This is a genomic window from Azospirillum sp. UFLA03-27, from assembly GCF_059803775.1.
Genome location: NZ_JAUQTX010000007.1, coordinates 1 through 26,974, shown reverse-complemented (window position 1 = coordinate 26,974; position 26,974 = coordinate 1). Strand labels below are relative to the sequence as shown.

Below are 26,974 nucleotides of genomic sequence, written 5' to 3'. Positions count from 1 at the left end.
TCCAGCCGGCTTTTGCTTGCGATGCAACAGGTGTTTGCGCTAAGGAACGGTCTATTCCATTTATTCTTTGCCGAATGCAGGCGTCCTGACGAAACGTTCGATGCAACCGATCATCCGCCTGCCTTGGCACGTCGCCTTGCCATTCACCGCAATCCGCCCGAGAAGCCTTCGGCCTCGACGCGCGGAGCTTTCTGATCGATGGGATCCCTCCCTATGCAGGTAACGTCAACGTCACTGCCTGATGTCCGACTGGTCGTGCCGAAGCGGTTCGGCGATGCGCGGGGATATTTTGTCGAAACCTGGAATGAACAGGCCTTTGCCCTGAACGGCCTGGAACGGCGCTGGGTGCAGGACAATCAATCGCTGTCGGCCACGCCCGGCACGGTGCGCGGCATGCATTACCAGCTTCCTCCTTTCGCCCAGACCAAGCTGATCCGGGTTCTGGCCGGACGCATCCTGGACGTGGTGGTGGACATCCGCCGCGGATCGCCGACCTTCGGGCGGCACGCCGCGGTGGAACTGACCGCCGACGGGCTGGAGCAACTTTTCATCCCCGCCGGCTTCGCGCATGGCTTCTGCACGCTCGAGCCGAACACGACCGTTGCCTACAAGGTCGATGCGCTCTATTCGCGGGAGTGCGAGCGGTCCATCCTGTGGAACGATCCGGCGCTCGGCATCGGTTGGCCGGCGACGGCCGGCGTGTCGGTTTCGGACAAGGACGCGGTGGCTCCGCGGCTGGCCGAGACGGTCGACCTGTTTGATTTCCAGCCATCCTGAGGCCGGCACGATCCGGCCGGGTGGGGGCTTCAGAATGGGCTCTTTGACGGTTTGATGGCGCCTTTCGAAAAGGCGCGGTAGGGGGAAATGGCATGCGCATACTGGTGACGGGCGGTGCGGGCTTCATCGGCTCGGCCTTCATCCGTTGGGTCCTGGCGAACACGACGGCCTCGATCGTCAACGTGGACAAGCTCACCTACGCCGCGGATCTGGAAAGCCTGGCTCCCTTCGCCGGGAACCCGCGCTACGCCTTCGAACAGGTGGACATCTGCGACGAGGCGGAACTGCGCCGCGTCTTCGCCGACCACCGCCCCACGGCGGTCATCCATCTGGCGGCGGAAACCCACGTCGACCGCTCCATCGACGGTCCGATGGCCTTCGTGCAGACCAACGTGGTCGGCACCGTCACCCTGCTGCGGGTCTCGCTCGATCATTGGCGTGCGCTGGAAGGCGATGCGAAGGCGGCCTTCCGCTTCCACCATGTTTCCACCGACGAGGTGTTCGGCACGCTGGGCGACGATGGGCGCTTCACCGAGACCACGCCCTACGCCCCCAATTCTCCCTATTCGGCCAGCAAGGCGGCGTCCGACCATTTTGTCCGGGCCTGGCACGAGACCTACGGCCTGCCGACTGTGGCCAGCAACTGCTCCAACAACTACGGTTGCTGGCAGTTTCCGGAGAAGCTGATCCCCCTGATGACGCTGAAGGCGCTGCAAGGGCAACCCCTGCCGGTCTACGGCAGCGGGCTGAACGTGCGCGACTGGCTCTATGTGGACGATCACGCTTCGGCGCTCTGGACCATCCTGACGACCGGCCGGTTGGGCGAGAGCTACAACGTCGGAGGCGACAGCGAGCGCCAGAACATCGACGTCGTGCACGCCATTTGCGATCTGGTCGACGAGCTGGCCGGACCGCTGCCCGGCGGACCGCGGCGAAACCTGATCACCCACGTCACCGACCGGCCCGGCCACGACCATCGCTACGCCATCGATGCCTCCAAGCTGAAGAGCGAGCTAGGCTGGACGCCCGCTGAAACCTTCGAAACCGGCATCCGCCGCACCGTCGCGTGGTATCTGGACAACCGTGCCTGGTGGGAGCGCCTGTCCACCGGTTACGGCGGCCAGCGTCTCGGCGTGGCTCCCGTCGCCGAATCGACCCATGGCTGAAGCAACGTCTCACCCCCGCGCCGTTCTCGTCTTCGGCTCCAACGGTCAGGTCGGATTTGAGCTGCTGCGCGCCGCCTGGGCGCCGGACCTGACCCCGGTGGGGCTGGACCGTGCGTCCGGCGACGTCACCAACGCGCGGGCGGTGGCTGCGGCCATCGCCGCCCATCGCCCGGCCCTGGTCGTCAACGCCTCGGCCTACACCGCGGTGGACAGGGCCGAGAGCGAGCGGGACGCGGCCTTCGCGGTCAACCGCGACGGCCCGGCCAATCTGGCCCGCGCCTGCGCCGCCACCGGGGTGCCGCTGATCCATATCTCGACCGACTACGTCTTTGACGGAACCAGCAAGTCCACCCCCTGGAGCGAGGACGACCCCGTCGCCCCGCAGGGTGTCTACGCCGCCAGCAAGCTGGCCGGCGAGGAGGCCGTGCGAGACGCCCAGCCCGATCATGTGATCCTGCGCACCGCCTGGGTGTTCGGGGCGCATGGGCACAATTTTGTCAAAACCATGCTGCGGCTGGCCCGCGAGCGGGACGAGTTGCGGGTCGTCGCCGACCAGCACGGTTGCCCGACCCCGGCGGCGGCCATCGCCGCGGCTATCACCGCCATCGCGCGGACGCGGCTGGGCGGCGGAAGCTGGACGTCCGGTACCTTCCATTACGGCGGGGCGCCGGCCACCACCTGGCACGGCTTCGCCGACCGCATCGTCGAACGCGCCGCCCCCCGCATCGGACGCCGCCCGACCGTGACCGCCATTACGACCGCCGACTTCCCGACACCGGCCCGGCGGCCCGCCAACTCCGTCCTCGACACCACGCGTCTCGGCCAAGCCTACGGCATTCCGCCAGCGGACTGGATGACCGGACTCGACCGGGTGCTGGACGACATCCTCGACGAAACCCAGGGCGTGGGAACAAAGGCATGAAGGGCATCATTCTGGCCGGCGGGTCCGGCACGCGGCTCTATCCGCTGACGCAGGTGACCAGCAAGCAGCTCCTGCCGGTGTTCGACAAACCGATGATCTATTATCCGCTGTCGACGCTGATGCTGGCCGGCATCCGCGACATCCTGATCATCACCACGCCGCAGGACCAGGAGCAGTTCCAACGCCTTCTGGGCGACGGCAGCCAGTGGGGCATTTCGCTCACCTACGCCGAGCAGCCGAAGCCCGAAGGGCTGGCCCAAGCCTTCCTCATCGGACGGGACTTTGTCGGTACGGACGGGGTCTGCCTGATCCTGGGCGACAACATCTTCTTCGGTCACGACCTGGAGCCGGCCCTGGTCCGCGCCGCCGGCCGGACAGACGGGGCGACCGTCTTCGGCTACCATGTGCGCGACCCGGAACGCTACGGCGTGGTCAGCTTCGACGCCGAGGGCCGCCCCAACGCCATCGAGGAGAAGCCGGTTCAGCCGAAGTCCAACTACGCGGTCACCGGCCTCTATTTCTACGACAACAGCGTCCTGGACATCGCCGCGACGATCAAGCCGTCGCCGCGCGGCGAGCTTGAGATCACCGACGTGAACAATGTCTATCTCGAGCAGCGGCGTCTGGCGGTGGAGAAGTTGGGCCGCGGCTATGCCTGGTTCGACACCGGCACGCACCAGTCCCTGCTTCAGGCCGCCGAGTTCGTCCAGACCATCGAGGCCCGCCAGGGCCTGAAGATCGCCGCGCCGGAGGAGATTGCTTGGCGCAAGGGCTTCATCGACGGTGAACAGCTCGCCCGCATCGCCCGACCGCTCGCCAAGAGCGGCTACGGCAGCTACCTGCTGAACCTGCTGACCGAATAGCCGCGTCCCGGACGCTGGATCGCCGCGCCATGACGGCGTGCATCGAAGGCTTTCTCGAAAGTGTCGGCCCCCGGGTGAGGGGATGGGCGTGGATGCCCGCCGATCCCGACCGGCGGCTGCGCCTCTCGATCCTGCTGGACTCCGGTTCGGGGCATGCGATGCGGCTGGACACGGCGGCCGACCTTCCACGCGACGATCTGAAATCAGCCGGCAGAGGGGATGGGCGCTACGGTTTCGACCTAGCGGTCCCCGCTGCGTTCGCGGAGCACGAGCACGACGTGGACTTGCGGCTGCCCGATTTTCCCGGCATGCGTCTGCGCGGTGCCCCCCGCCGCGCCATCCCTGCTCTCGGCCCTGTCACGCTGCGCGCCATGCATCCCGCAAACGGCGATGCGGAACGCTTGTGGACATTCCTGGCCGGGATGGTTCATTGGAATGGCGGCACCGTCGCCACCGGCGTCCCAAACTTGGAAAGCATCCGGTCCTGGCTCGCCGCGTCCGCGCAGGGGACGGCCGGACGGTGCTGGCTGGTGGCGGAACGGGGCGGGCGCGTCATCGGACAATGCCGGCTCGGACCGGACTGGCCCGTTATGCCGGAATCGCGCGGCCTTGCTCTGGGCATCGAGCTTCACCCGGACGTCCGTGGTCGGGGGCTTGGGCATGCCCTGATGCGGGCGGCGGAGCGCTGGGCCGCCGGATGCTGCCCACGGCTGGAACTGGCCGTCCTGCCCCACAACACACGCGCCCAAGCCTTGTACCACAAGCTGGGTTACGCCGACCTCGGCCCCGTGGCGCATCCGGTGACGGGGGATATCCATCGCCATATGGCTCTTTCCCTGCCGCCACGACGCCTTTGGAACGGCGTTACCCTGGTCCTGTAAGACAGAGGTCAGCCTTCCCCAGCGGCGCGGGAGCGACCACCATCGTTCTTGTCGGATGCGTTGGAAGGTGAGGGAACCGGCATCCGCTCCAGCAGAACCTTGGCACGCTCGTCACCGAGCGCCGCCGCCCGCTCCAGCCAGAGATGGGCCTGCACGAAGTCCTTATGGTCGCTCCAATGGCCGTGCAACTCGCCGAGCGCCGTCATCGCCGCCGGCTCCTTCTGGTTGGCGGCGGCGGTCAGCCAACGGACTGCCTCCGAAATATCGCGGTCTCCCCCCAACCCCTGCATGCGGAAGCGGCCAAGATTGACCATGGCACCGACATGGCCCTGCTCGGCCGCCTTGCGCGACCATTCGGCCGCAGCGGCGTAATCCTGCGTCACACCGTCCCCCGACGCGAGCGCCGCCCCCAGACGGAACTGGGCCAACACGCTGCCCTGACTGGCGGCCCGTTCCAGCCACTGGATGGCGCCCACCGGGTCGCGCGGCACCCCCAGCCCCAGGCTGTGCAGCATGCCGATGTTGTAGACGGCGTCGGTGTTTCCCTGGTCGGCGGCCCGTCGGAACCAGTCGAGCGCCCGGTCATAGTCGCGGGTCACCCCGCGCCCTTCCGCGTAGAAGGTGCCGATGCGCAACTGCGCCTGCGGGTCGCCCTGTCCCGCGGCACGCTCCAGCCAGCGGGCTGCCTCCATCTCGTCACGCGGCACGCCGGATCCGGCCAGATACATCTGAGCGATGATTTTCTGGGCTTCACGATGGCCCAACTCACCCGCCGCACGATACCAGGATGCGGCGTCGAACAGGTTGGGCTGCATCCCGCCGCCCCGGCTGTTCAAATGGCCGAGTTGCAGCATCGCCTCGGCATCGCCTTGGACAGCCGCCTTGCGCAGCCAGGTTTCCGCATGGTGAGGGTCGGCCGCGACGCCAATTCCCCGCGCGTACAGCAGACCGAGCGCCCGCTGAGCAGCGGCGGCGCCGGCCTCCGCCGCCTTGCGGAACCATTTGGCCGCTTCGCCATGGTCCTTCTCGACACCCAGCCCCGAGGCGTACTGGGTGCCGAGGTAGTACCAAGCCATGACGTTCTTCTGATCCGCCGCCTTGCGGAACCATTCGTGGGCCGCGACGGGATCGGAAGCCCCCCCGTAACCACCGGCGAGCAACGTCCCAAGCCCAAGCTGAGCGGCTGCGTTGCCTTGTTCGGCGGCGGCACGGTACCAGCGCTCCGCCATTGCGTAGTCAGGGGTGATGCCGAAACCGGAGGCGTACATGTAGCCGAGCATGGCCTGTGCGCCGACGACTCCGCCTTCAGCGGCGGCCCGCGCCCAACGGAGCGCCTCCTTGTAATCCTGTTCGATCTTCAGACCGTTGGGAAAGAGGAGTGACAGCGCCTCGTCCGTCGGAACGACGCCCTTGGGCTGGCCGGATCCATAGTAATAGATTTCGGCAAGCCGGGCCTGGGCTTCGCCGTGTCCCTGCTCGGCGGCCTGCCGGTACCAGCCGACCGCATCCACCGCGTTGCGCACGACTCCCTTGCCCAAGTCGTACAGACGGCCAAGGCGATACTGCGCGTCGGCATGGCCCGCGCGTGCTGCGGCCAGCCACGCTTCAAGCGCCGCCTTGTGGTCCTCCCGCTCGTGCGCTTTAAGACCTCTGGCGTGATCGTTGTCTGGCGACGTGGAGCCGAACAGCCGCCCGGCGGCCTTGATGAGCTTGCGCATCGGCCTCAACATCCTTTTCCCAATAGATCACGCGAGGGCCGGAGCCCTCGCGGCTTTACGGCTCACGCATCCCTTCCGAGGTGTTCCTCAATGCCCCTTCGACAAGATAGGACATGATCGTCCGTTCGCCGACCACGATGTCCGCCGTCAAAGGCATGCCGGGCACCAGCCGGAAATCCTCCGGCACGTCGCGCAGCTTCACCTCGGTCAGTTCGATCCGCGCACGATAGAATGGCCGCGGCGCCTGGCTCTGGTCCTCACGACGGGTGAAAGCATCCTCGCTGATCGTCTTGACGATGCCCTTCGCCATTCCGTGCTTCATGTAGCGGTAGGCTTCAAGCTTCACCTGCACATGGTCACCGGGCTTGACGAAGCCTTGATCGATGCCGGCGATTTCCGCCTCCACCTCAAGCGGCGCGTTCAGAGGAACCAGAGTGTAGATCGGCTGAGCCGTTTCCACCACGGAACCGACGGAGTACTTCCCGACCTCCAGCACCACGGCGTCCTCAACCGCACGCAACTCGACCAGGTCGCGGCGCTTCTGGGCCTTGGAGAGCTCTTCGCGAACACGCTCCAGATCAACTTGGCGGGTCGACAGATCGGTCAGAATGGTGCTGCGCCACTGCTGGATATAGACATCCCGTTCGGCGCGCAGCGCTTCCAGATCATGCGACGAGGTGCGGATGGTGTTCTCGCTGAGGCCGAGGGTCCGTTCCGTTTCCACGCGGGTGTCGCTGGCGATCAGCGAGTTCAAGCGGCTGCCGGTCTGGTTTTTCTCCAGCGTCCGGCGCATGTCCTCGATCTCCCCGACGATCTTCAGGCGGGAACGGTAATACTCGGCATCGGTCCGGCTGGTCTTGATCGTGGCCTGCAAGGTGGCCATGCGCTGTTCGAAGTTGGCGAGCTTGGCCGCGTACTCGGCCTGCCGGTACTGCCAGATCGACTCCTGCAGAACCAGATCCTGCTCCTTGCTGCCGGGCTTGAAGGGTGCGCCTTCGGCTTCGGCGTTCAACCGGGCGATCTCGGCCGACAGCTTGCTGGCCTGTCGTTCGAGCTGGGCGACGTCGGCCGACGAGAAGGTCGGGTCCAGCGTCGCCAACACCTGTCCGCGCTGGACGGTCTGGCCCGCACGCGCGTTGAGGTTGCGGATGATCGAGGTTTCCAGGGGCTGGACGACAATGGTCGGCGCCTGGGACACGATGCGCCCGGACGCGCTGACCACACGGTCCAGCCCAGTCACCGAAGCCAGAACAATCAGCACGACGGCCATCGCCGCCAAAGCCCACACGACCGCACGCGCGCCGAGCGGTTCCGGTTGACCGGTGATTTCCTCGGTCTCGCCTTGGAAATCGATGATGGCCTGTTCGGCCTCCCGGTCAGGTGCTTGCGGCTGACGTAAGAGGAGCGCGGTCATGAGAATTTCCCGGAGAGAGATGTCGGTTCTGCTGGAACCAGAGATGGCGGTAGACGTCGCAACGCTGAAGCAGTTCGTCGTGCTTGCCCATGTCGTACAGACTGCCGCGCTCCAGCACCATGATCTGATCACAGTTCACCAAAGAGGCCAGACGGTGGGAGATGACGATCATCGTCCGACCCTGCGCGATGCGGGTCAGGTTGTTGTTGATGATCGCCTCGCTGTCGGGGTCGAGTGCGCTGGTCGCCTCATCCATGATGAGGACGCTGGGATCGACGAGCAAAGCGCGGGCGATGGCGATGCGCTGACGCTGGCCACCCGACAGGTTGGCCGACCCTTCCTCGATCACCGTCTCGTAGCCGCGGGGCAGACGTTCGATGAACTCCTCCGCACCGGCAAGCCGGGCTGCCCGCATCACGTCCTCGAGCGAGGCGCTGCGGTTGGCGGCCATGATGTTCTCGCGGATCGTACCGTTGAACAGGAAGTTGTCCTGAAGCACCACGCCCAGGTTCGAGCGCAGATGGCTGAGGTCGATCTCCCGCAGGTCCACACCGTCGATCTTGATCAGGCCGTCGTAGTTCTGATGCAGTCCCTGCAGCAGGCGCGTGACCGTGGTCTTGCCCGACCCCGAGCGGCCCATGATGCCGATAACCTGGCCGGATTCGATTGAGAAGGAGATGTTGTCGAGAGCCGGGTTCTGTGCGCCGGGATAACGGAACCGCACATCGGAGAACGTGATTTCGCCCTTGATCGCCGGTCGCACGCCCTGGCGCCCGAGCGCTTGCTCCGGAGCTTGGTTGACGACCGAGGCTACTTGGCCGACGGCACCCCGGGTTTCCTGAAACTGCTGCATCAGGGAAGCCATCTGGACGAAGGGGCTCGTCGCACGGCTCGCGATCATGCTGAAGGCGACGAGCGTACCGCCGTTCACAATGGCTCCCTCGCCGATGGCAAGATAGGCGCCGATCGCCAGGGTTCCCGCATAGATCGACTTTTCCAGCGGCTGCAGAATGGTCTGCGGCTGATTGGACAGGAGCTGCATCGCAGTGTTGGCGCGCACCGCCTCGGCCACGCGCACATCCCAGTCAAGCCGCTTGCGGCCTTCCAGCGCCAGCGACTTGACCGTGCGCATGCCATGCAGCACCTCGATCATGAAAGAGCCCTTGCGCTGCTCCGCCTGGATGACCTTACCGTAGGCGCGGGCGAGCGGGCCGATGTAGACCGCCACTACAAAGAACATGATGGCGGCTACGCCCAGCACCATGAAGGCGAGCGGTGGGCTGAGAACGAACATTGCCGGGATCAGCACGAGCAGGGTCATGGAATCCAGCACCGTCCCGAACATCTGGCCGGTCAGGAAGCCTCGGATGCGCCAGACCTCGTTCAGCTTGTAGGAAATGACGCCAGTCGGCGTCCGCTCGAAGAAATCGATCGGCAACCCGATCATCCGGTCGAAGATGTAAGTGCTGATACGCGCGTCCACCTTGGCCGTCCCGATCGCGACCAGATAGCGGCGCAGGTAGCCGAACAGGGTGTCGAACACCAGGATGAAGGCGATTCCCATCACCAGAACATACAGGGTGGACAGGCGCTGGTGGACAAGCACGCGATCCAGGATGACCATGAAGACGAGTGGCGGGACCAGCGCAAACATGCTGAGCACGAGCGCGGAGATGGCGACGTCGCGGAAAATCCGCTTTTCGCGCAGGATCTGCCCGAACAGCCAACCGAAGCCGAACGGCTGCTCCTGGTCGGTCATGCGATAGCGGCGCTTGATGAAGACGGCATCGCCATCCCACACGGAGGCCAATCGCAGCTCGTCCACGGCAATGCAGGCCTGATCGGTGCTCAGCGGGTCCTGAAGCATGGCCACGGGTGCGCCGCCATCCTCCCGGAAGGACACCAGCACCATCGTGCTTCCATCCCGCAACCGCAGGAGGAGAGGCAAGGCCTTGCCCAGACGCGCCAGCTGCTTCCAGCGCAGCTTGACGGCGCGGGCCGTCAGGCCATTGTCTTCGGCAATCTTCAGCAACAGCTTCGTCGGTGGCTCACCGGCTTCGATGGCATAATCGCGCCTGAGCTGCTCGACCGAAAGGTGCAGCCCATGATGACGTGCGACAACGGCAAGCGCATGAAGGCTGGTGGTCCGTGCCGCCTCGGCAGAGGCGTCTGTCGGATCGGCGGCGGTCTTGCTCTGCATCTGGCCCCTGTGTCCCGGTCGCTCTTCCGGTGGTCCACCGGTGGCGCGACTGTACTGTAGCACCCTCATCCGATACAAGCTCTGCACTCGGGACGCTCAATCAGGGCGATCTCAACAGGAGCAGGTGGATGAAGGTTTCGGTTATTACTATTTGCCGGAATGCCCGTGACGGCATAGTCCGTACTCTGGACAGCATCTCACAGCAGACTTACCAGAACGTTGAGCATATCATCGTTGACGGCGCCTCGACCGATGGAACGCTGGAAATCCTAAAAGGTCACCGGCACCGGCCGGCGCTTCTCGTGTCGGAACCCGACGCCGGAATCTACGATGCGATGAACAAAGGACTGGCGCGGGCCACCGGGGACCTGATCCACTTCCTGAATGCCGAAGACTGGTTCTACGACGCCCGTTCGGTCGAGAACGCGGTGCGCTTCATCGAACGGCACCCGGACGGCGACCTCTTCTATGGGGACATCGAGGTCCGCCTGCCAGAAGGCGGGTCGGTCATTCATACGCCCCAGGAGGCCGACAAGGCCGCGGAAACGATGGTGTGCGGCTGTCTGCCGCACCAGGGGACCTTCGCGCGGCGGGCGGTGTTCGACCGCACCGGTCCCTTCGACACGCAGTGGCGGGTCCATGCCGATTACGACTGGTTCCTGAAGGCCATCGCCGACCCGTCCGTCACGCTGATGCACATGCCGGTGATCATCGCCTCCTTCGGGCTGGGCGGCACGTCCAGCAACCTCGCCAAGGGCCAGCCGGAGGTCTACGCCATCCAGAACGCCCTGCCCCTCTATCAGTCGGAAGCTTGGCTGCGTCGGCGCATCGAGCTGTACCAGGAGGGTTTCCTGGCCACCCGGCTGGAGAACGCCGAGTTGAAGCGGCGGCTGGCCGAAACCGGGGCCGGGCTCGACCTCTCCTGGCGCCGGTTGGCCCGCGGCGTCGCCCTTCGCGGGCGCGACCGGATGCGGCGGCTGCTGCGCCGCATCCGTCAAGGCTGACGGCCGCTTCAGCGGCCGGTGGTCATGCCGCGCAGGGTGCCAGCGTCGAGCTTTTCCAAATACCAGCGGTACGTGCGCGCAAACCCCTCGCGCAGGGACGTCGGGGCGGTCCAGCCCATGCCGGCCAGCCGGTGACCATCCATGATCTTGCGCGGGGTGCCGTTCGGCTTGGACGGGTCGAAGCGGAAATCACCTTGGAAGCCGATCACCTCAGCCAGCAGTTCGGCCAGGCCGCGGATGGAAACCTCATGGCCGGAGCCGAGGTTGACATGCGGCTCGCCCGAATAATGCTTGGCCAGGAAGACCAGCCCGTCGGCCAGATCATCGACGAACAGGAACTCGCGCAGCGGGCTGCCGTCACCCCATAGCTCGACGCTGCCTGCCCCCTCCGTCTTGGCCCGGTGGATCTTCATCATCAGAGCGGCAGCGACATGGCCCTGCTGGATGTCGAAGTTGTCGCCGTAGCCGTAGAGGTTGGTTGGCATGGCCGAGATGAAGTCGCAGCCGTACTGCCGCCGATAGGCTTGGCACATCTTGATGCCGGCGATCTTGGCGATCGCGTACCACTCGTTGGTCGGTTCCAGCGGGCCGGTCAGCAGCGCGTCCTCCACGATGGGTTGCGGCGCCATCCGCGGGTAGATGCAGGAGGATCCGAGGAAGACCAGCTTTTGCACCCCAACCTGTTTGGCGGCGTGGATGATGTTGGTTTCGATCGCCAAGTTCTCGTAGAGGAATTCGGCCGGACGGGTGTTGTTGGCGTGAATGCCGCCGACCAGGGCGGCGGTGAGGAAGACGACGTCGGGCCGCGCCTCGGCCATCCACGCCTCGACCTCGGCCTGGCGGCGCAGGTCGACCGTCTCACGGCCCACGGTCAGGATCTCGCAAGGCTCCCGCTCCAGCCGGCGCACGACCGCCGACCCCGCCATGCCGCGATGCCCTGCGACCCACACCCGCTTGCCGTCCAGGGAAAAGGCTGCCGTACCCGTCGTCATCCGATCACTCATCTCCGTCTCGCGGCGGCGGTTCGCCGCCCGCGTTGTGTTTGTGATACGCCGCCAGCACCTCGTCAACCGGACCGATGCGCACAACCGCGCCGCGTTCCAGCCAGAGGGCCTTGTTGCACAGCCGTTTCAAGACATCGTCCACATGGGAGGCCACGACCATGATGCTGGACCGGTTCACGAAGCCTTCCGCCCGGCGCTGCGCCTTTTCCAGGAATTGTGTGTCGCTGACGGCGATCCATTCGTCCATCAGCAAAATTTCCGGATCGACCGCGGTCGCCGCGGCGAAGGCCAGCCGCAGCGTCATGCCCGCCGAATAGGTGCGCACCGGCAGGTCGAGGTAGTCGCCGAGTTCCGTGAAGGCGGCGATGTCCTCCATCTTGGACTCGATCTCGTCCCCGTCGATGCCGAAATAGGCGGCCCGCATCCGGATGTTGTCGTAGCCCGACGCGTCCATGTCCAGGCCGAGCCCCAGGTCGAACAGCGGCGTGACGCTGCCCTCGACGCGGATGCGCCCGGCGGTCGGCTCATACACGCCGGCCAGGACGCGCAGCAGGGTCGTCTTGCCGGCCCCGTTGCCGCCAACCAGCCCGACCCGGTCCCCGTGTTCCAGCGTCAGGTTCAGGTTGTTCAACGCCTTCACCGTGATCCGGTGGTGCGCGTCGTGCTTCAGCGCACCGCTGGTGGAAGTGCGAAGCAGCGTCTTCTTCAGAGAGCGCGCGCTTCCCTGATAGAGCACGAAATCGACCGAGACGTCGTTCAGGCGGATCGAAGCCATTCCAGATCCAGCGGGTCAGAGCCAATAGGCGATGCGTTTGCGGAAGCGGGCGAAGCAGGCAAAGGTGAAAGCCCAGCCGGCGGCGGCGAACAGCAGGCCAGCCACCCAGCTTTCCCAGCCCGGCACATGGCCCAGCAGCGGGGCCCGGATGACCTCCAGCAGATGATAGAAGGGGTTCAGGACCATCAGGTAGCGGCGGTCGCCCAGCAGTTCCGGCTTCCACATGACCGGCGTCACAAAGAACAGGAGCTGGATCACGCTGCCGATGATCGGGGGCACATCGCGGAAACGGGTGCAGATCATGCCGAGCAGCAGCATGATCCAGCCGGCGTTCACCAGGAGCAGCGCCAACCCGGCCACCGCCAGGAGGCCCGCCGCTCCCGGCCAGATCCCGAAAATCAGCGCCACCACCGCGAAGATCACGATGTTGTGGCCGTAGATGATCAGATTGCGCCACAGCGCCCGCAAGATGTGCACCGACATCGGAATGCGGACGTTCTTGATGAGCGGCTCCAACTCGATGAAGCTGATGCATCCCTCGTTGAGGAATGAGGCGATAAGGGTCCAGGTGGCCAGCCCGACCGCCAGGAAGGGCAGATAGCCCTCCAAGTCCAACCGGAACAGCGTGCCGTAGATCAGCCCCAGGCTGCCCACCATGACGGCCATGCTGAGCGTCAGCCAGAAGGGCCCCAGGACCGACCGGCGGTAGCGCTTGCGGATGTCGTGCCAGCCGAGCCGGCTCCACAGCCGCCAACGCAGAGCGCCGTCCCTGAGATCCTCCCAGGCCCGCGCCGCCTCGCTGCGGTCTCCGGAGTCGTAGATGGCTCCGTTCCTCTGTTGGCTGACGGAGCCGGGAAAGCTCTCGGTGGTCATTTCTCTCGCAATCCACTCAAAGCCAGGCCGACGGGGTGGGGAAATCCATGGGCGGCAGCCCCAAGGCACAGGCAGGAACGGGCCGGTTCTATACCCTGGATCTCGGCCACCGTCACAGTCCTCTCTTGGCTCCTTTCCGGGGCCCCTCTTACGGCGGCGCCAGGGCCAGCTCCGCTTCGATCAGCCGGCTGACGAGATCCGGCATCAGGGTTTCGGCCTTCCACCCCAAACGAGCCGCGGCCTTGGCCGGGTTGCCGACGCTGCGATGAATGTCCATCGGCCGCAGGTTCGTGGCACCCTGGACCACATGCTCCCGCCAGTCTATGCCGAAATGCGCGAAGGCTGTCCGGACGAAGTCCTCCAGCGCGTGCATGCGGCCGGTGGCGATGACGAAATCATCCGGTTCCTCCTGCTGGAGCATCCGCCACATGGCGTCCACATATTCCGGCGCCCAGCCCCAGTCGCGCGCCACCGCGAGGTTGCCCAGTTCCAGCGTCTTCACCCGGCCCTGCGCCACCGCGATGGCTCCGCGGACAATCTTACGGGTGACGAAGCGCGCCGGACGCAGCGGCGACTCGTGGTTGAACAGGATGCCGGAGCAGGCATAGAGCCCGTAGGCCTGCCGGTAGTTGGCGACCATCCAATGCGCCGCCGACTTGGCGACGCCATAAGGGCTGCAGGGGCGGAAGGCGGTCGCCTCACCGGCCGGCTCGTCCAGGGTGTTGCCGAAGCTCTCGCTGGAGGAGGCGTGGTAGAAGCGCGCGTCCACCCCCAGGAAGCGGATGGCCTCCAGGATGTTCAGCGTGCCGTTCAGGATGCTGTCGATCGTCTCGACCGGCTGTTCGAAGGACAGCCCCACCGCCGACTGGGCCGAGAGATTGTAGATCTCGTTGGGCTTCACCGCCCGGATCACCTGCACGATGCTGCGGAAATCGTGCAGGGTCGCCGAATGGACGTTCACCTGGTCACGGATGCCCAGGATTGTCAGATTGCGGAACGACGCGATCTCGCAGTCCCGCGAGGTGCCATGGACGGTGTAGCCGCGGTCGAGCAGATGCCGGGCAAGATAGCTTCCATCCTGCCCGGACACCCCGAAGATCAGTGCGGTCCGCGCCACGGCGGCTCCTCCGGCGGAATCAGGCCCGGCGTCCCGCCGCCTCGCGCTCGAAACGCGCAAGGTCGCTCGACACCATCTCGCGCACCAGTTCCGGGAAGGTGGTGGTGTGCTTCCATCCCAGCTTGGAGTGGGCCTTGGACGGATCGCCCAGCAGCAGATCCACCTCGGTCGGGCGGAAATAGCGCGGATCGACCTCGATCAGCACGTCGCCGGTCGCCACGTCCACGCCCTTCTCGTCCACGCCCGTGCCGCGCCATTCGATCTTGCGGCCCACGCAATCGAAGGCCAACTCCACGAACTCGCGGATCGAATGGGTCTCGCCGGTGGCGAGGACGTAATCGTCGGCCTTGTCCTGCTGCAGGATGCGCCACATGCCTTCGACGTAGTCCCGGGCGTGGCCCCAGTCGCGCTTGGCGTCCAGGTTGCCGAGATAGAGCGCCTTCTGCAGGCCGAGCTGGATGGCCGCGACGGCGCGGGTGATCTTGCGGGTGACGAAGGTCTCGCCGCGGGTCGGACCCTCATGATTGAACAGGATGCCGTTGGAGGCGTGCATCCCATAGGCCTCACGGTAATTCACCGTGATCCAGTAGGCGTAGAGCTTTGCCGCCGCGTAGGGGCTGCGCGGGTAGAAGGGCGTCGTCTCCTTCTGTGGCGTCTCCTGCACGAGGCCGTACAGCTCGGAGGTGGAAGCCTGGTAGAAGCGCGTCTTCTGCTCCAGACCAAGAATGCGGATCGCCTCCAGCAGGCGCAGCGTGCCGAGCCCGTCGGAGTTCGCCGTGTATTCCGGAGTCTCGAAACTCACCTGCACATGGCTCTGGGCGGCAAGGTTGTAGATCTCGTCGGGCTGGACTTCCTGCACGATGCGGATCAGGTTGGTCGCATCGGTCAGGTCGCCGTAATGCATCCGGAAACGGACGTTGCCCTCATGAACGTCATGGTACAGATGCTCCACCCGCTCGGTGTTGAACGAGGACGAGCGCCGCTTGACACCGTGGACGGTGTAGCCCTTCGAAAGCAGAAGCTCCGCGAGATAGGCGCCGTCCTGTCCCGTAACACCAGTGATCAAAGCAACCTTGCTCAACGCTCGCTCCTGTTTCAGAGATCGTGATCTTCCACGCTCCAGGCGGTATGTCGCGCACCGAAGCCATTCCCCGATACCGCCCAGCCACCCAGCCCAAGCTGGAGACCGGTGATCGCACCCCTCGCAAGGGCTGTGCATGAGTGCGCGGTTCCATTACGCGCGTCAACATCTTTGCTGTCTGGCCAGTCCATATCCACAGGCTTGTCGCAGCCCCAAAGCGTGTCTAGGAGCAGGCATCGAGCTGCCCCCTTCTCTTGACGCCGGTTGACAAGACATTGGCTTTAAGCAATTTTACGAATAAAAGTGCAAACCGAAGTTTTAAAATATGCTCCAATGATCTCCGCAAACATCGCTGGGGCATATCGCATACGATGCAGGACAGAATTATGAAAGATAAAAACAATACTGAAAGCCAGACCATTGGAATAGGCGTCATTACCTACAATCGCGTTGATTGCCTTGCCAAAACTATCAAAAAAATCAAAGCAAATACAAATCATTCATACGAAATAATCGTCGCCGATGATGGATCATCTGACGACACTAAGCTATTTCTTGAAGAAAATGAAATAAATTACGTAACAGGACAAAACAAAGGAATATCATGGAACAAAAATAGAGCCCTGTTTTACTTGAATAATTTTACGCAAGCCGATTTATATTTTATCATTGAAGACGACTCGTATCCGATCGAGCCGGAATGGGAGGCCCCATGGGTTGAAGCCCTGAACCTCTGGGGGCACATCAACCTTCTGCCTCCCTGGTATCAGGACAAAATCGTCGGAGGGGCGGGCGTACCGCAGGATCCGTACATATGCCGCTCGCTGACGGCGCAGGTGTCCGCCTTTACGAAAGAGGTGATTTCCTATTGCGGATACTACGACACGCGGTTCAAGCATTATGGTTTTGAACACGCCGATCACACCATCCGGATCGTCAAGGCGGGGTACGGCGGCCGACCCATTCCGACCGAAAACCCGCATGAGGCCGACTTCTTCTATCTCTCCCACGGCTTTTCGGTCGACACTGGGCACTCCTACTACAACGAAGCCCATGTGGCGGCCAACGGGCGCGTGCTGGACGAGGTGATCAAGGACGAGATCCATCGTCCGGCTTGGCGTGGCGACGATGAGATGAAAGAGTTCCGCCGGGAGATCACGGAGGCGCTGCGTCGGCGCTCCTCCTGATGGGACCGTGCGGCAGCTTTTTCAGGATACCCTCACCATGACCCATTTGCCTGCACGCCCCTCCGAACCGGAAAACGGCGGCACGACCACCGGCGATCTGGGACGACCCTCGGCAACCGCCCCCTTTTATGGACGGGTGGAAGCATGGGACGGGACGCGTGTGACCGGCTGGGTGCTATCCGTCACGGCGCCCGACACGCCCGTTCCGCTCATCGTCTCGGCCGGCACGGGTGAGGCGGTTTTCACGCCCGACCGCGAGAGCGGAAGCCTCTCGCAGTTGCTGGGCCGCCCGGTGCCCTGCGGCTTCGCCCTGGATATCGCCTCCCTGTTCCCCGGGATCGACCCGGCGCGCACCCCCGTCGCCCTGCGTGTCGCCGCGACCGGCCATGTCCTGGAGAACGGCCTGTCTCTGTCCGCCAGCCGCAAGGTGGAGGCGAATGTCGACAGCGTGGAAGGGGCGCGGGTCATTGGCTGGGCGGTCAATGCCGAGGATGAGCGGGAAACGGTCGAACTCGATGTCCTGGTCGACGACCGCATCGTTGCCAGAGCGGTCGCCAACCAGCAGCGCCGCGATCTCCTGAGCCGCTTCGCCACCTGTGACCATGGATTCGAGGTTCTGCTCACCGTCCGGTCGGGCCGTACCCTGCAACTGTGCGACCGGCGCAGCGGCGCGGTGGTGTTCGGCCCCCTCGCCATCGAGTTGAACGAGGCCGAGGCCGACCGGACCGACGCGCTGTCGGATCGGCTGGACGAGCTTGCCGGCATTCTGCGGGAAATCCGGGCCGAGGTGCCGCGGCGGCGGGTGTCCTCCGCCCGGTCCATTGCCGACTACGCCGCCTATTTCGACGACCATTACAGCGAAACCTCCATGCGCCGGCTCCAACTGCCGAAGCGGGCCGCCGCGCTGGAGAAACGCCCGCTCTTCTCGGTGCTGATGCCGGTCTGCGATCCGCCGCTGTGGATGCTGGCGGAGGCGATCGAGTCCGTCCGCGCCCAAGCCTATGGGGAGTGGGAGCTCTGCATCGCCGACGATGCGTCCCGCGACGACGCGGTGCGCATGCTGATCCAGCGGGAAGCTGCCCGCGATGCCCGAATCCGCGCGGTGTTCAGCGGAACCCGGAGCGGTGTCAGCGCCAACACCAACCGGGCGCTGTCCTTGGCGACCGGAAGCCATGTGGCCTTTCTCGACCATGACGACCGGCTGGCCGTCGATGCCCTGCTCTGCATGGCGGAGGAACTGGCCAAGGCGCCCTTCCCCGTTCTCTACAGCGACGAAGACCGGATCGCCCCCGACGGCCGGCACACCGCTCCCGCCTTCAAGCCGGATTTCGATCCCGAACTGCTGCAATCCATCAACTATGTCTGCCATTTCCTGGTGGTCGAGCGGCGGCTGATGCTTGAGGTCGGAGGACTCCGCGAGGGGACCGAGGGCGTCCAGGACCATGATCTGGTGCTGCGCCTTCTGGAACGGGTCGGCGCCGGCGGCATCCGGCATATTCCCCGAATCCTCTACCATTGGCGCATCAACCCGACTTCGCTGTCGGGGGGCGGTGACCCAGCCGCCATCATGGCCGGAATTGAGCGCGTGGTGGGCGAGCACCAGCGGCGCATCGGAAGTCGCGCCACCGTCACGGCCGACCACGAGACGCGGAGCCGGTCGGGCGGGCTGTTCTGTGCCCGTGTCCGTTACTCCCTCCCCTCGCCCGCCCCGAAGGTAACCATCGTCATCCCGACCAAGGATGCGGTGGATCTGGTTCGGGACTGCGTATCCAGCCTTCTGAGCAGGACCGATTACCCCAACTACGAGATCATCCTGGTCGATCACGACAGCACCGATCCTCGGTCGCGCCCCTTCTTCGACTCGTTGGCGCGTGATCCGCGGCTTCGTGTCGCCGGATTCCGCGGTCCCTTCAACTGGGCCGCCATCAACAACGCCGCAGCCGGCGCCAGCCAGAGCGACGCGCTGTGCTTCCTCAACAACGACATCGTCGCCATCACCCCGGACTGGCTGAGCGAGATGGTGGCCCTGCTCGCCCGGCCCGGAGTCGGGGCGGTGGGGGCGAAATTGCTCTACCCCAACAACACGGTTCAGCACGCCGGCGTCGTCCTCGGCGCCGATGGCGCGGCCGGGCACGCCTTCGTGGGACTTGGCGCCGACGAGCCGGGACATCTTGGCCAAGCCGCGCTGCCCCGCACCGTCTCGGCGGTCACCGGCGCCTGCTTGCTGACCTCGAGGGCCGCTTTCGAAGCGGTCGGAGGGTTTGACATGGTGCATCTGCCCGTCGCCTATGCGGACGTCGATTACTGCCTGAAGCTCCAACAGGCAGGACTACGGGTTCTGTGGACGCCGCACGCGCGGCTCTATCACCTCGAAACCCAGACGCGCGGCACCGACGATACGCCAGAGAAGATGGCCCGCCTGGCCGGAGAAGCCCGCCATCTGCGAAACCGCTGGGGCGAGCGCCTGTCCAACGATCCCTGTTACAACCCGCATTTCGAACCGCTGGGCCCACCATACCGCCTGCTGCGCCCCTTGCCGGAGTGATTGCAGCAGATCGCCAAACACCGATGCAGGGGGATGCACACCCGCACCACGCGCCGTCCGGATCGCTTCAATCACAGCAATGCCGAGGATTGAAAGCTCCTCTGCACCTGAGGGACTGCCGTGGTGCCATTATAGAATAACTTGCTGTGCACTATGGAAATTGCAAGTTAGTTAGCCTCACTGACGGCTACCGTGTGTAGCACGGTCACATAACCACCCCCGGAATGGAAAGCATCTTGATTACGATCGCCCTCCATATCGAACCGCTTCTCCAAGAGTTTCCTGTCACTTGGTTTCGCTGGGCTGTCAGGATGGCCCGAACACTTCAGAAGGCGGGAGGATGGGATCCGGTCATTGTTCTTGGGGAGCGATATAGAAAGCAGGCGGAGGCCAGCGATGTTGACGCTCCTCCCGATTTGCTGACCTATCTCGATACTGGAGCCATAACCGAATGCCTTGGCCTTCAGGGGCAACCACTTGTTGCGCGTCTATTCACAGGTCACGCTGAAACCGCCGAAGATCTCATGGCGGCCGAATTGCTGCGCGCCTTCCATCACCGTCCTCCCGCCCTTGTGGTGACATGGTCTCCGGCGAACTATTATCGGCGGGCCTTCGGCCCTCTGCCGATCCTGTACTCCGAGGCTTCTCTTTTCTGCCGCCCGCCGTTTCCGCTCAGCCTCTTCCTAGATCCAGTCGGCCCCGATGGCGCAGCCTTCCTGGCACATAATCAAAATTCCATTGTCGAAACTCTCCTTTATGGGCCTCCGGAAGAAAAATGGATTGGAGAGATCCGCTCCCATGTCCGCTCAGTGATCGACAAAAATTCCCCATACACACGCTTGATCCAAGAACTACGGGCACGCTATCGTCACCTTGTCCTTTTGCCACTGCCGTTTGCGACAGAAGACTATCTTTTCTCTTCCAGAACCCACATCGCCAGTTCGGCAGAGTTGATCTGGACGGTAGCCAGAAAGTTGCCGGCGGACACCGCCCTGATTGCGCCGCCTCATCCGGCCGGCGGGGGGCTTTCCATCACCACCCAGGCTGCTCTCAAAGCGGTATTCGACAATGTACATTTCCTGCCGCCTCTACTTCCGAGCGGTCATGGACCCTGCGAATATCTGGCCCCTCATGTGGACGCGATAACGTCAATCTCGTCGAAGGTTGGCTTCCTGGCCCTGTTCTATGGCCTGCCGTTCCTGTCAAGCGATGGCGATTTCGCCAGTTTCTTCGCGGCCGGTTATATCGAACAGGCACCGAACCTGATCGGCACTTGGCGTGAAACCCCACGTCACCGCGCTTTGCTGTACTGGCTGCTGACCCGCTACAACGTCCCGGAAGACCGTTTTTTTTCCACGGAATGGCTAGACCCTGCCCTGAAACGCCTCAAGGCATGGCAAGAGGGCGCAGGCGATCCTTACGCACCGTTCCCAGACGCGACCGACCACTTCCGGGGCACGCCGACAACAGCGAGCGCCCTGGTGGTTCAGGAAGGCGAAGACATGAAGGATTTGCCGGAAGACATCCGGAGGCCGATCGCCGATGGCATGTCGGTCTCACTGGACTCATTGCGGCCACAAACGATGGGCAGCGTCGTCTTCTGCCCGTTGAGCGAACCCGTTGCACAAGGACCCGCGGCCATCATGACGCCGGGAAACGCCCGCCTTGACCTCGCCACACCACTGGAGCCTGCGGACACCGCCGCCGTATCGTTCGATTTCTGCATCGACCAGAATCCGACCGGGTGGCTTCCCCTGATATGGATTGGCACCAAATCGCATGAATGGCAGAAAGCCCGTGGTCTTGCCGTTTACTATCGTCCCGAGGCTGCCGCGCTTGTCGCTAGTGTTGGGACAAGAGCGGGCTCCCAGATTAGTTGTTATTCCCGTCCCTGCTCCATCGAGATCGGCCACTGGTATTCGGTTTCGGTCTGTGTTCTTCAGACCCGGAAGGTGGCAATCCTGGCCATCGACGGAAAGGTCGAGGCGGTGGTCAATATGCCCGACGAGGAACTGATCGCCCCCTCCGCTTTGGCCATCGGAGACGACCTCTGTTGTCCGGGCGCTGTCATTTGGGCCAAAATCGCCAATCTCAAGACCACATGGAACTGGCGGCAGGAGATGGGCCGGGCGTGAGCAGGACTTCCGGCCCCGACCATGCATAGGTAAAGTTCGGAAATCCTATGGCGAACATCGGAGCCATCACATACTGGAAGCCACACCGGGCCTTCGATGGCCCATCCATCTCAGCCGGCCGGCGCGGTCTGCTTGGCCAACCAAAGGTCGAGCGCTTCAGGATCGATGATCGCGTCCAGATTCATGTCGCCGATTGGATGGAAAGGACGGTCTTCTGACCGCCACTCCCGCTCTCCGTCGAAGAAATGATGAATCAGGAAAAACTCCAAGCCAAAATCCAGAAAACGTCCCATCCCGCTCCAATATCGGTGAGTCGCAGCCTCGTAAAGATAGTTGGGTGACAATAGCAGCAGGCGGCTCCCTGGGCTCGCAAACACCAAGTTGGTCAGTGCGGCGCCGGACATAGCGCAGATAAATGACGCTTGTCGCGCAAGTTCAACCTGATCCCCAAAGCTCATTGACTCCATCTCGACAATGTCGAAGCCGTGTTTTTTGAGTATCGGCAGAACCGCTTCATAATTGTGTATACGCCGCTTCGGGCCCTTCACATTCTGCCGGCTGATAAAAACACGCCGCCCCGTTGCTGGGTCGGTCGGTTGGACATCGGCAATGCCGCCAACCCGCTGACGCACAAAATTGAGCACCTGCGGATGATAGAATTGCTGAACCATGAAGGACGGTACAGCGCAACGCCGCAGCAACAGGGACTTGCGGCTGGGATCGGCCAGCAACAGACGCTCATGCGGGATGCCAAGCCGGTCTATACTCTCGCGGAACTGGGGCACTGACAGGACATTGGGATGCACCAGATACTTGAACCGGGACAGTTCCGGCCACAAGCGCCCAGCCTCTTCGACAATCATGATCCGCGGCAGCCAGTTGAGAAGCCAGTGGTAATAATTATATTCGACGGAACCGCCAATGATTACGACCGGCTCATCGATTACCTCGACTGGGTTTTTGACTGTGTATTCGAAACTGCGGCCGAAGACACGCACCGGTGCGCCCGAGTTCGCAAAATTTGAATAGGTTGCGTTGAAAATGATGCGCCGGTGCTTAGGCAGGATCGGAGCGTAAATCTCACCGCACAGCACGTTCTGGAAAACGCCGAGATGGAGCGCCAAAGGCTCGGCATGTCGTTGGTCGAAGCGGTCGAACCGGTCGCGCTCGAAGTCAAGCGGAACGCACTTATAGGGAATCTGGAAATGCGCGTCGGCGTACTCCTGGGCCGCTTCGGCAAGGCCGATCATCCGGCCGATTATGACATCGCCGGTTTCGACGGATAGCGGATCGATCCGATCGACGATGGCGGCCAGTATGGCGCCTTCCCGCCGACGGTCAAGGTCAGCCAGTTTGAAATCGATGTGTTCGGACGGGGCAAGGGCGTTGGCGCGATGATACCAGCCGGCAGCCTCGCCGAAAGCCCCCCCGCAGACAGCGAAATCACCGGCACGCTCCACGATCCTCGCAAACGCCACCTGACCGTCCGGCTTCGTGACGGACAGAAGCCGCTCCAGTGCCCGTCGAGCCAGAACACCGTCGTTCGTGGCGAACGCGGCCTCAACCAGCACGGGCAAAACCGACGGGTCAACCGAATCCACCAGCGGCGCCAAAGCGGAGACGAGCAACGCGCTCATGCCATGGCTAAGCAGAGTCCGCCCATGATCGAGCAAGACCGCGGAATCGAGGCATGCCGCCGTGTCAGCGTTCAAAAGAGCCGCTCGGGCGGCGATCAGCGCGGACACAAGGCCGAGGAAGTGCCGCGTTTCATCATCGCCCGGCCAGACGGCCAGAACCCGCCCGGCCAACTCCACCGCCTCGTCATAATGGCCGATGGCGAAACTGGCACGGGCCAGCAGAAGCATGGCGCGGGGATGATCCGCCAAAGCAGGTAAGCCGCGAAGCTGCGCGACCACCCTGCTGTCGTCTCCCACTGCCATGGCGATCTCGGCGATCCGCAAGCATGTATGTGGACACTCCGGCCGCACCGCCAAGGCGGCTGTCCGGAATCGCTCCTCATCAATGAAGTGCTCGGCAGATTGGGCACTCTCGGCAAGCTGGGTCAATGCATCGTAATCTTCCCGATGCTCTCTCAGCAACTCGTCGATGATTCTGTTGGCTTCGTCTGGAAATCCGTCGTGGCGCAGAAAATCTGCGCAATGCCAGCCCAGGAGGTGGCTGGGAGCTGTGGCTTGGCGGCGAGCCCGAAACAGGTATTCCCGGGCGTCGGTCGGAAAACCGGCCCGATGCAAATCCTTTGCAACGCCGACCATCTCCCTGGGGTCGCCAGTCACCACGCTTGCGAACAGCGCGGCTCTAATGCTGTCCTGAGCCGGCGCGGTTCCGTGGCGCCGGGACATGATGTAGAGCCGCGCCAGTTCCTTCCCATGACCGGCGGCGATACGACCGAACAGCTCCGGGTAGAAGTGGGCTGGTCTGCCAAGCTTGTCCGCGGCGGCCTCCAACAATGGGCCAGTTCCCCCTGAGGGGCCCTCGCTTTCAGCCAGAACGGCCATAAGCCCGCTCCGGCAAAAAAGTTCAGCCGCCGGCTGGTGTAGAAAAGCCGGCATAATTGTTTGGAGAAGCGTCTGGGCATCGTGCCAGTCACCGCGCTGAGCCGCATATTCGGCCAACCAGAACGGCACCCAGGGGTTGTCTTGAATATGAGGCAACGCACTGCGGAGCAGACGCTCAGCCTCTTCATGATCGCCGACGTGGCGAGTGGCTTCGGCTTCAATAATGCGGACAACAACGCTATCCGGCTGCATCTGGCGCAGTTGGCGAGCGGCCTCCAGTGCTTCAACCGGGCGCCCAGCATGGCGCAACGCATCGATCAAGGCATCAAGAAGCACGGGCTCCGGTCCGCCGCGCCGATCGATCACCCGTTGCAGATATTCGACCTCCACCGCTCCAAATCCACATCGAAGAGCTGGGCCTATCCTGGAAACCACGTCCTCCCTGAAACATGTGATATCGGCCAGCTTTTCAAGGAAGCGCTGCTCTGCTCCACTGCCCTGCGCTCGAATCGCTTCGAGGGTTTCCAGCACTTGCGGGAGGGTATCCTCGAGAAGGGCCGGATCGGACACCATCACCTCGCACAGGGCAACGAAATCTGCGCTCACATCATTTTCAGCATAAAGCCGCATCACATTCCCATCGATGTATTTTGCCACAGCACAAGGGCCGCCATAACCATGTGATTTCTGGAAAATCCAGAGCAAACCACGCAGGTTGCGCCCCATCCAACCACATTGGTGCTATTCGCCAATTTGGCGTCCAGGTATCGCCACGGCAGTGGCTGTGCCACAACGCATTTCCCTGAAACTGATCGTGGAAGCAGTGAAGCTCTGCACCTGGGCATCAAGAGTCCCCACCGGCAAATAGCGGCGCCCTTGCTTTCAGAAGGCTATCCTGTCTAAATTCCCTCCCCACAGACGTCAAGAGACTTGGTACGGATTGGACGATGCTTGCCAGGTCGCACAATCGCTCTCTCAAGATGTCACGGCAAATTGACATCTATATTCCTCCAGGAAAAGCTTATAAAGCCTTCCGGAAATGATGTCACTCGCGAGGCGAATATCGGCAATGCATCAATGCCGACCGGTGAAATGGAGCAAATTATGAGCATCAATAATTGCCGAATTATTGATTTTCCGAAGGTCGAGGACTATAGAGGAAATCTTACGTTTATTGAGAACGAAAAACACATTCCGTTTTCAATGAAGCGTGTTTACTATTTGTACGACGTCCCCGGAGGATCGGAGCGAGCAGCCCACGCTCACCGTAACTTGCAGCAGCTTTATATTGCTATGTCAGGCAGCTGTGATGTGACCCTTGACGACGGCTTCACACAGAGGACCTTTCACCTTAATCGCTCATACTATGGCCTATACATCTCGCCAATGCTATGGAGAAAAATTGATAACTTCTCTGGCGGCTGCGTGATGCTGGTTTTGGCATCTGAGTTTTATAACGAAGCAGACTACATCCGTGATTACGATAATTTTCTAACCGAGGTTGGAGCACGATGAGCGGGATTCCTTTTCTTGAATTGGCTAGTACCTATCGAGAATTGCAAAGCGAACTGGACGAAGCCTGGCGTCGGGTAATGACAGCCGGCTGGTTTATCCAAGGCCCGGAAGTCTCCGCCTTTGAAACGGAGTTCGCAAAGTACTGCGAGGCGAAGCATTGTGTCGGCGTCGGAAATGGCCTCGACGCGTTGGTTCTGATCCTGCGCGCTGCCGGCATCGGCTCGGGGGACGAGGTGATCGTGCCGGCACATACGTTCGTTGCCACTTGGCTCGCGGTTTCAGCGGTGGGCGCCACCCCGGTTCCCATCGAGCCCGACGAAGCCACCTGCAACATTGACCCCGATTGCATTGCCGCCGCCATCACCCCACGAACCCGCGCTATCATACCCGTACATCTCTACGGGCAACCAGCGGACATGGACCCGATCCTGGCCCTGGCCGAACAGCACGGTTTTCTGGTGGTGGAAGACGCCGCACAGGGCCATGGCGGTCGCTATAAGGGCCGACGGGTAGGCAGCATTGGCCACGCCGCCGCCTTCAGCTTCTATCCAGGCAAAAATCTCGGCTGTTATGGCGATGGCGGGGCGGTCGTCACCAGCGACTCAGGGCTTGCCCAACGTATCCGCAAGTTGGGCAACTACGGGTCGGCCGTCAAATACCATCACGAGGTTGAAGGCACAAACAGCCGCCTTGATGAGTTGCAAGCCGCGCTGCTGCGCGTCCGCTTGCGCCACAACGATGTTTGGAACGACCGGCGCCGTGCGACTGCCGCGCGCTATGCTGAGCTTCTGGCGCCCATGGCCGACCGACTACTCCTTCCCGTAGTTCCCGATTGGGCTGAGCCGGTTTGGCATCTTTACACTGTGCGTCTCCAGAACCGAGATCAGGTCCAGGCATCCCTGACTGCTGAAGGGATCGGTACAGGCATTCATTATCCCATCGCCTGTTACCGACAGCCTATCTATACGGCCATTGGGGAGCGCCATCCTGGCCCCACGGCGACTGATCGGATCGTTGCCTCCATCCTCAGCTTGCCCATTGGTCCCCACCTGCCACCTGACGCCGAATGCGTGGTCGCAGCAGGCATTGCCCGGCAATTGGAAAAGACTGATACCGGAAAACGCACGCCCACGGTCGCCCCTATCTAGGGCCTGTTAGGACTTGAGCCAGTCGAGAGCGGCGGCCAAGCAAAGCACTCCCATGAAGGAGACGGCGGTCTTCTCATAGCGGGTGGCGATAGCGCGCCATTCTTTCAGCCGGGCCCACAGGCGCTCGACGATG

The 26,974-nt window shown here is 63.1% G+C and carries 21 protein-coding genes; 11 read left to right on the top strand and 10 right to left on the bottom strand.

What is annotated here, in order from left to right; all coding sequences use genetic code 11:
- Window positions 1-198 precede the first annotated feature (198 nt).
- From rfbC to Q4I23_RS02165, 5 genes are all read left to right on the top strand, one after another.
- Window positions 199-777: a dTDP-4-dehydrorhamnose 3,5-epimerase gene (gene rfbC, locus Q4I23_RS02185; RefSeq protein ID WP_498525154.1), complete on the top strand. Its 579-nt coding sequence runs from the start codon at window positions 199-201 to the stop codon at window positions 775-777.
- 92 nt (window positions 778-869) lie between these two features.
- The gene (gene rfbB, locus Q4I23_RS02180) at window positions 870-1,943 is read left to right on the top strand and encodes a dTDP-glucose 4,6-dehydratase (RefSeq protein ID WP_237908217.1); all 1,074 of its coding nucleotides are present in this window, start codon (window positions 870-872) and stop codon (window positions 1,941-1,943) included.
- Window positions 1,936-2,865 (top strand): dTDP-4-dehydrorhamnose reductase, encoded by a 930-nt coding sequence (gene rfbD, locus Q4I23_RS02175; RefSeq protein ID WP_498525153.1) that lies wholly within the window; start codon window positions 1,936-1,938, stop codon window positions 2,863-2,865. Before rfbB ends, rfbD begins: the two co-directional genes overlap by 8 nt.
- On the top strand, window positions 2,862-3,728 hold the full coding sequence (gene rfbA / locus Q4I23_RS02170) for a glucose-1-phosphate thymidylyltransferase RfbA (RefSeq protein WP_498525152.1): 867 nt from the start codon (window positions 2,862-2,864) through the stop codon (window positions 3,726-3,728). The genes rfbD and rfbA overlap by 4 nt, the downstream gene beginning before the upstream one ends.
- Before the next feature lie 29 nt (window positions 3,729-3,757).
- Window positions 3,758-4,609, top strand: coding sequence for a GNAT family N-acetyltransferase (locus tag Q4I23_RS02165; RefSeq protein WP_498525151.1), 852 nt, complete (start codon window positions 3,758-3,760; stop codon window positions 4,607-4,609).
- An 8-nt stretch (window positions 4,610-4,617) separates the two neighbouring features.
- Here the strand turns inward: Q4I23_RS02165 and Q4I23_RS02160 are convergent, their stop codons facing one another.
- Genes Q4I23_RS02160 through Q4I23_RS02150 form a run of 3 tightly spaced genes read right to left on the bottom strand, consistent with a single transcriptional unit; the run spans window position 4,618 to window position 9,941 of the window.
- Window positions 4,618-6,327 (bottom strand): SEL1-like repeat protein, encoded by a 1,710-nt coding sequence (locus Q4I23_RS02160; RefSeq protein ID WP_498525150.1) that lies wholly within the window; start codon window positions 6,325-6,327, stop codon window positions 4,618-4,620.
- A 55-nt stretch (window positions 6,328-6,382) separates the two neighbouring features.
- The gene (locus Q4I23_RS02155) at window positions 6,383-7,741 is read right to left on the bottom strand and encodes an HlyD family type I secretion periplasmic adaptor subunit (RefSeq protein WP_237908212.1); all 1,359 of its coding nucleotides are present in this window, start codon (window positions 7,739-7,741) and stop codon (window positions 6,383-6,385) included.
- Window positions 7,704-9,941 carry a peptidase domain-containing ABC transporter gene (locus tag Q4I23_RS02150; RefSeq protein ID WP_498525149.1) on the bottom strand — a complete coding sequence of 746 codons (2,238 nt, stop codon included), beginning with the start codon at window positions 9,939-9,941 and terminating at the stop codon, window positions 7,704-7,706. The genes Q4I23_RS02155 and Q4I23_RS02150 overlap by 38 nt, the downstream gene beginning before the upstream one ends.
- Window positions 9,942-10,069: 128 nt before the next feature.
- On the opposite strand from Q4I23_RS02150, the gene Q4I23_RS02145 reads away from it, so the two are divergent.
- A complete protein-coding gene (locus Q4I23_RS02145) occupies window positions 10,070-10,945 on the top strand; it encodes a glycosyltransferase family 2 protein (RefSeq protein WP_498525148.1) in 876 nt (291 codons plus the stop codon).
- Window positions 10,946-10,953: 8 nt separating this feature from the next.
- Here Q4I23_RS02145 and fcl read toward each other — a convergent pair whose 3' ends face one another.
- The 5 genes from fcl to gmd form a co-directional block, all read right to left on the bottom strand.
- Complete coding sequence (fcl, locus tag Q4I23_RS02140; RefSeq protein ID WP_498525147.1) at window positions 10,954-11,937, bottom strand: GDP-L-fucose synthase; 984 nt, start codon at window positions 11,935-11,937, stop codon at window positions 10,954-10,956.
- A 4-nt stretch (window positions 11,938-11,941) separates the two neighbouring features.
- Window positions 11,942-12,724 (bottom strand): ABC transporter ATP-binding protein, encoded by a 783-nt coding sequence (locus tag Q4I23_RS02135; protein WP_237908209.1) that lies wholly within the window; start codon window positions 12,722-12,724, stop codon window positions 11,942-11,944.
- 15 nt (window positions 12,725-12,739) lie between these two features.
- On the bottom strand, window positions 12,740-13,597 hold the full coding sequence (locus tag Q4I23_RS02130) for an ABC transporter permease (RefSeq protein ID WP_237908208.1): 858 nt from the start codon (window positions 13,595-13,597) through the stop codon (window positions 12,740-12,742).
- A 148-nt stretch (window positions 13,598-13,745) separates the two neighbouring features.
- Complete coding sequence (locus tag Q4I23_RS02125) at window positions 13,746-14,714, bottom strand: GDP-mannose 4,6-dehydratase (protein ID WP_237908207.1); 969 nt, start codon at window positions 14,712-14,714, stop codon at window positions 13,746-13,748.
- Window positions 14,715-14,733: 19 nt separating this feature from the next.
- Window positions 14,734-15,795 (bottom strand): GDP-mannose 4,6-dehydratase, encoded by a 1,062-nt coding sequence (gene gmd, locus Q4I23_RS02120; protein ID WP_454021106.1) that lies wholly within the window; start codon window positions 15,793-15,795, stop codon window positions 14,734-14,736.
- Between the two features lie 386 nt (window positions 15,796-16,181).
- Between gmd and Q4I23_RS02115 the strand changes: the two genes are divergently transcribed.
- From Q4I23_RS02115 to Q4I23_RS02105, 3 genes are all read left to right on the top strand, one after another.
- Window positions 16,182-16,982 carry a glycosyltransferase family 2 protein gene (locus Q4I23_RS02115; protein ID WP_498525146.1) on the top strand — a complete coding sequence of 267 codons (801 nt, stop codon included), beginning with the start codon at window positions 16,182-16,184 and terminating at the stop codon, window positions 16,980-16,982.
- 37 nt (window positions 16,983-17,019) lie between these two features.
- Window positions 17,020-19,527 carry a glycosyltransferase gene (locus tag Q4I23_RS02110; RefSeq protein ID WP_498525145.1) on the top strand — a complete coding sequence of 836 codons (2,508 nt, stop codon included), beginning with the start codon at window positions 17,020-17,022 and terminating at the stop codon, window positions 19,525-19,527.
- Window positions 19,528-19,763: 236 nt separating this feature from the next.
- On the top strand, window positions 19,764-21,662 hold the full coding sequence (locus tag Q4I23_RS02105; protein WP_498525144.1) for a hypothetical protein: 1,899 nt from the start codon (window positions 19,764-19,766) through the stop codon (window positions 21,660-21,662).
- 110 nt (window positions 21,663-21,772) lie between these two features.
- On the opposite strand, the gene Q4I23_RS02100 is transcribed toward Q4I23_RS02105, so the two are convergent.
- Window positions 21,773-24,904, bottom strand: a complete 3,132-nt coding sequence (locus tag Q4I23_RS02100) for a glycosyltransferase 61 family protein (RefSeq protein ID WP_498525143.1) — start codon at window positions 24,902-24,904, stop codon at window positions 21,773-21,775.
- A gap of 378 nt (window positions 24,905-25,282) precedes the next feature.
- Here Q4I23_RS02100 and Q4I23_RS02095 point away from each other — a divergent pair, with 378 nt between their 5' ends.
- Window positions 25,283-25,693 (top strand): sugar 3,4-ketoisomerase, encoded by a 411-nt coding sequence (locus Q4I23_RS02095; RefSeq protein ID WP_498525142.1) that lies wholly within the window; start codon window positions 25,283-25,285, stop codon window positions 25,691-25,693.
- Complete coding sequence (locus Q4I23_RS02090; RefSeq protein ID WP_498525141.1) at window positions 25,690-26,841, top strand: DegT/DnrJ/EryC1/StrS family aminotransferase; 1,152 nt, start codon at window positions 25,690-25,692, stop codon at window positions 26,839-26,841. The genes Q4I23_RS02095 and Q4I23_RS02090 overlap by 4 nt, the downstream gene beginning before the upstream one ends.
- Window positions 26,842-26,847: 6 nt before the next feature.
- Here Q4I23_RS02090 and Q4I23_RS02085 read toward each other — a convergent pair.
- A partial coding sequence (locus Q4I23_RS02085) for a transposase (RefSeq protein WP_498525168.1) occupies window positions 26,848-26,974 on the bottom strand: 127 nt, incomplete at its 5' end.

What these genes read in the sequence shown, in the direction of transcription:
- rfbC (WP_498525154.1), top strand. Translation starts at nt 199, where the DNA reads ATGGGATCCCTCCCTATGCAGGTAACGTCAACGTCACTGCCTGATGTC.
- rfbB (WP_237908217.1), top strand. Translation starts at nt 870, where the DNA reads ATGCGCATACTGGTGACGGGCGGTGCGGGCTTCATCGGCTCGGCCTTC.
- rfbD (WP_498525153.1), top strand. Translation starts at nt 1,936, where the DNA reads ATGGCTGAAGCAACGTCTCACCCCCGCGCCGTTCTCGTCTTCGGCTCC.
- rfbA (WP_498525152.1), top strand. Translation starts at nt 2,862, where the DNA reads ATGAAGGGCATCATTCTGGCCGGCGGGTCCGGCACGCGGCTCTATCCG.
- Q4I23_RS02165 (WP_498525151.1), top strand. Translation starts at nt 3,758, where the DNA reads ATGACGGCGTGCATCGAAGGCTTTCTCGAAAGTGTCGGCCCCCGGGTG.
- Q4I23_RS02160 (WP_498525150.1), bottom strand. Translation starts at nt 6,327, where the DNA reads ATGCGCAAGCTCATCAAGGCCGCCGGGCGGCTGTTCGGCTCCACGTCG.
- Q4I23_RS02155 (WP_237908212.1), bottom strand. Translation starts at nt 7,741, where the DNA reads ATGACCGCGCTCCTCTTACGTCAGCCGCAAGCACCTGACCGGGAGGCC.
- Q4I23_RS02150 (WP_498525149.1), bottom strand. Translation starts at nt 9,941, where the DNA reads ATGCAGAGCAAGACCGCCGCCGATCCGACAGACGCCTCTGCCGAGGCG.
- Q4I23_RS02145 (WP_498525148.1), top strand. Translation starts at nt 10,070, where the DNA reads ATGAAGGTTTCGGTTATTACTATTTGCCGGAATGCCCGTGACGGCATA.
- fcl (WP_498525147.1), bottom strand. Translation starts at nt 11,937, where the DNA reads ATGACGACGGGTACGGCAGCCTTTTCCCTGGACGGCAAGCGGGTGTGG.
- Q4I23_RS02135 (WP_237908209.1), bottom strand. Translation starts at nt 12,724, where the DNA reads ATGGCTTCGATCCGCCTGAACGACGTCTCGGTCGATTTCGTGCTCTAT.
- Q4I23_RS02130 (WP_237908208.1), bottom strand. Translation starts at nt 13,597, where the DNA reads ATGACCACCGAGAGCTTTCCCGGCTCCGTCAGCCAACAGAGGAACGGA.
- Q4I23_RS02115 (WP_498525146.1), top strand. Translation starts at nt 16,182, where the DNA reads ATGAAAGATAAAAACAATACTGAAAGCCAGACCATTGGAATAGGCGTC.
- Q4I23_RS02110 (WP_498525145.1), top strand. Translation starts at nt 17,020, where the DNA reads ATGACCCATTTGCCTGCACGCCCCTCCGAACCGGAAAACGGCGGCACG.
- Q4I23_RS02100 (WP_498525143.1), bottom strand. Translation starts at nt 24,904, where the DNA reads ATGGGGCGCAACCTGCGTGGTTTGCTCTGGATTTTCCAGAAATCACAT.
- Q4I23_RS02095 (WP_498525142.1), top strand. Translation starts at nt 25,283, where the DNA reads ATGAGCATCAATAATTGCCGAATTATTGATTTTCCGAAGGTCGAGGAC.
- Q4I23_RS02090 (WP_498525141.1), top strand. Translation starts at nt 25,690, where the DNA reads ATGAGCGGGATTCCTTTTCTTGAATTGGCTAGTACCTATCGAGAATTG.